3 protein-coding genes and 1 pseudogene are annotated in these 3,324 nt (G+C 66.1%); 3 read left to right on the forward strand and 1 reads right to left on the reverse strand.

Translation table 11 applies throughout. From position 1 onward, the window contains the following. Positions 1 to 247: pseudogene (locus tag Q0J74_RS10840) on the reverse strand (hypothetical protein); the annotation flags it as partial. A gap of 196 nt (positions 248 to 443) precedes the next feature. On the opposite strand from Q0J74_RS10840, the gene Q0J74_RS10845 reads away from it, so the two are divergent. The 3 genes from Q0J74_RS10845 to eutB form a co-directional block, all read left to right on the forward strand. Continuing rightward, the gene (locus tag Q0J74_RS10845) at positions 444 to 1,520 is read left to right on the forward strand and encodes a 1-propanol dehydrogenase PduQ (protein WP_297214507.1); all 1,077 of its coding nucleotides are present in this window, start codon (positions 444 to 446) and stop codon (positions 1,518 to 1,520) included. After that, positions 1,520 to 2,941, forward strand: a complete 1,422-nt coding sequence (locus tag Q0J74_RS10850) for an ethanolamine ammonia-lyase reactivating factor EutA (RefSeq protein WP_297214509.1) — start codon at positions 1,520 to 1,522, stop codon at positions 2,939 to 2,941. The genes Q0J74_RS10845 and Q0J74_RS10850 overlap by 1 nt, the downstream gene beginning before the upstream one ends. Before the next feature lie 18 nt (positions 2,942 to 2,959). Beyond that, positions 2,960 to 3,324, forward strand: a 365-nt coding sequence (gene eutB / locus Q0J74_RS10855; RefSeq protein WP_297214512.1) for an ethanolamine ammonia-lyase subunit EutB, incomplete at its 3' end; no start/stop codon positions are given.

The raw sequence follows: 3,324 nt of genomic DNA on the forward strand, positions 1-3,324 counted from the left end.
GGATGGACATGCCGAGCGTGACGGAGGCATCGCCCAGGTCAATGTCATTGACCTGCAAAAAGTGTGTGCCGGAATAGCCGCTCACCGCCTTTAGCTGCTCCGCCGTGGACACCAGATAGGGGTCCTCCGCCGTGCCGCTGCCGCCGGCAAAGAGGGAGCTGGCCTCCGCCGCCGACACGGGAGCGCCCGCCGGCAGCCAGGCCAGAACCAGGGCCAGGCACAAAAGCAGACTCATCCATTTTTTCATGTTCTCACCCTTCCTTCGTAATTGGCTTTCCAAGTTGGTTTGTACTCAGTATAACACAACCTTTCCTTTATTTAAAGTGTGTCCCCTGCATGCCCTTCTCAGATTTTTTGCGCCGTGCGGCCTGGGCCGCACATATTTTTTGCCCTTTCTCCCATACTAACCCTGTCTCAAACCCACTGGAAAGGCAGGGAAAGCCATGGAGCGTTTTTCCGTTCCCACCACCGTCTGCTTTGGACCCGACGCCCTGGACGCGCTGAAGGAGCTGGCCGGGCGGCGGGTGCTGGTGGTTACCGACGAATTTCTGGCCCGCTCGGGCCTGCTGGAGCAGGTGCTCGCCCGGCTGGAGGGCTGCACGGTGGACACCTTTACCGGCGTGGTCCCCGACCCGCCCCTGGAGGTGGTGGCCCGGGGGGTGCGCCGGACGGAGGACTTCCGTCCCGACGCCCTGGTGGCCTTCGGGGGCGGCTCGGCCATGGACTGCGCCAAGGCCATGGCCCACTTCTCCACCCTCCATCCCCCCCTCTGGGCCATCCCCACCACCGCAGGCACCGGCTCGGAGGTCACCTCCTTTGCCGTGCTCACAAACAGCCGGCAGGGCGTAAAGTACCCCCTGGTGGACGACAGTCTGCTGCCCCAGCTGGCGGTGCTGGACCCGGCCTTTTTGGCCCAGATCCCACCCGCCGTGACCGCAGACACAGGCATGGACGTGCTCACCCACGCGGCTGAGGCCTATGTGGCCTCCCGGGCCACCCCCTACTCCGACGCCCTGGCGGAAAAGGCCTTCACCCTGGCCTGGGAAAACCTGCCCGCCGCCTTTGCCGCCCAGGGCGCCGCCCCGGCCAAGGCGGACATGCTGCTGGCCTCCAACCTGGCCGGATTGGCCTTCAACACCGCCGGACTGGGTCTGTGCCACGGCATGGCTCACGCCCTGGGGGGCAAATACCACCTGCCCCACGGGCGGCTCAACGCCATGCTGCTGCCCCATATCATCCGCTTCAACGCCGCAGAGGCCGGCACCGCCAAAAAGTACGGCAGGCTGGCCAGGCTGTGCGGCCTCTCCCCCACCTGGCGGGCGCTGGCGTTCGGGCTGGACCGGCTGCGGGGCCAGCTGAAGCTGCCCGCCAAGCTGTCCGCCTGCGGAGTGGAGGGAAAAACCGTGCGCTCCGATGCCGAAGCCATTGCCGCCGCCGCCCTGGCCGACCGGTGTACTCCCGCCAACCCCCGCCCCGCCACCGGGGAGGAGGTAACGGCCATCTTGAAGGAGCTGGTCTGATGGGAGAAGCGCTGCTGTCGGTGGGCATCGACATCGGAACCAGCACCACTCAGCTCATTCTCTCCCGGCTCACCCTGGAAAACCGGGCCGCCCCCTTTACCGTACCCAGGGTGGCCATCGCCGGGCGGGAGGTGCTTTACCGCTCCGCCATCCACTTCACCCCTCTGCTGTCCGACACCGTCATTGACGCGGCCGGGGTGCGGGAGATTGTGGAGGAGGAATACCGCCGCTCCGGGTTCTCCCCCGCTCAGGTGGACACCGGCGCGGTCATCATCACCGGAGAGACCGCCCGGAAGGAAAATGCCCGGGAGGTGCTCTCCGCCCTGTCCCGCTTTGCCGGGGATTTCGTGGTGGCCACCGCCGGGCCGGACCTGGAGTCCATTCTGGCCGCCCGGGGAGCGGGCGCGGATGAATACTCCAGGGAGCATCATACTACGGTATTACACTTTGATATCGGCGGCGGCACCTCCAACCTGGCCCGATACGCCCAGGGGACGCTGGAGGCCACCGGCTGCCTGGACGTGGGGGGACGGCTTATCAAAATCAGCCCGGACAGCGGGCTGGTCACCTATGTCTCGCCGGTACTTCAGCGGGCCAGCCTGTGTCCGGTCCCTTCGGTTGGAGCGCCGGCTTCGCCGGAGCAGCTGAGACCAGTCATCCAGACCATGGTGGAGGCCCTGGAGCAGGCGGCGGGGCTGCGGCCCGGCCGGGACAGGCTGGACGCCCTCCTCACCCAGGGGACAAGCTGGACACCGGAGCCTGTCCCGGTGGTCTCCTTTTCCGGCGGTGTGGCCGACTGCATAGAGCACCCCCCGTCCCACTGGCTGGCCTACGGGGACATCGGGGTGCTGCTGGGTCGGGCCATCTCCGCCTCTCCGGCCTTCCGGGGGGTGGAGCGGTACCGGGGCGGGGAGACCATCCGGGCCACGGTGGTGGGGGCGGGCAGCCACGCCACCGATGTGTCCGGCTCCACCATTTTCTACCGGGAGATCCCCTTTCCCCTGAAAAACCTCCCCATTCTCAAGCTGTCCGCCAGGGAAGAACAGGGTTCGGCGGAGGAATTGGCGGCGGCCATCCGGGACAAACTGATCTGGTACGCCGACCAGGGCGGGCTGACCCAGCTGGCCCTGGCCCTTCGGGGGGAGGCAAACCCCGGCTATACTCGGATTCAGGAGCTGGCCCGGGGGATTATTCAGGGCCTGGAGCCCCTGCTCCGGGCGGGCTTTCTCCCCGTGGTGGCGGTGGAAGCCGACCAGGCCAAGGTACTGGGCCAGGCCATGGCCGCCCTGCGCCCCGGCCCCGTTCTCTGCCTGGACGGGGTGGGAATGGACAACGGGGACTATTTGGACATCGGCGCCCCGGTGGCCGGTGGCGCGGTATTACCCGTTGTGATCAAGACCCTCGCATTTCACAAATCGTAGCCGCAAAGGAGCGATCACATGATACTCAAAACCAAGCTGCTGGGGCATGTCTATGAATTCAAGTCGGTAAAGGATGCCCTGGCCAAAGCCAATGAGGAGAAGTCGGGCGACCGGCTGGCGGGCATCGCCGCCGAAAATGCCGAGGAGCGGGTGGCGGCCAAGGTTGTGGTGGCCAACCTGACCCTGGCCGATCTGCGCAACCACCCCGCCGTCCCCTATGAGGAGGACGAGGTCACCCGCATTATCCAAGACGATGTGAACGAAACAATTTATGACCAAATCAAGAACTGGACGGTGTCTGAGCTGCGGGAGTGGCTGCTGGCGGAAAACCACGACGGGGACGCCATCCGCTGGGTGAGCCGGGGGCTGACGGCGGAGATGAT

This window comes from uncultured Flavonifractor sp. (assembly GCF_944387675.1).
Classification (GTDB): Bacteria; Bacillota; Clostridia; order Oscillospirales; family Oscillospiraceae; genus Flavonifractor.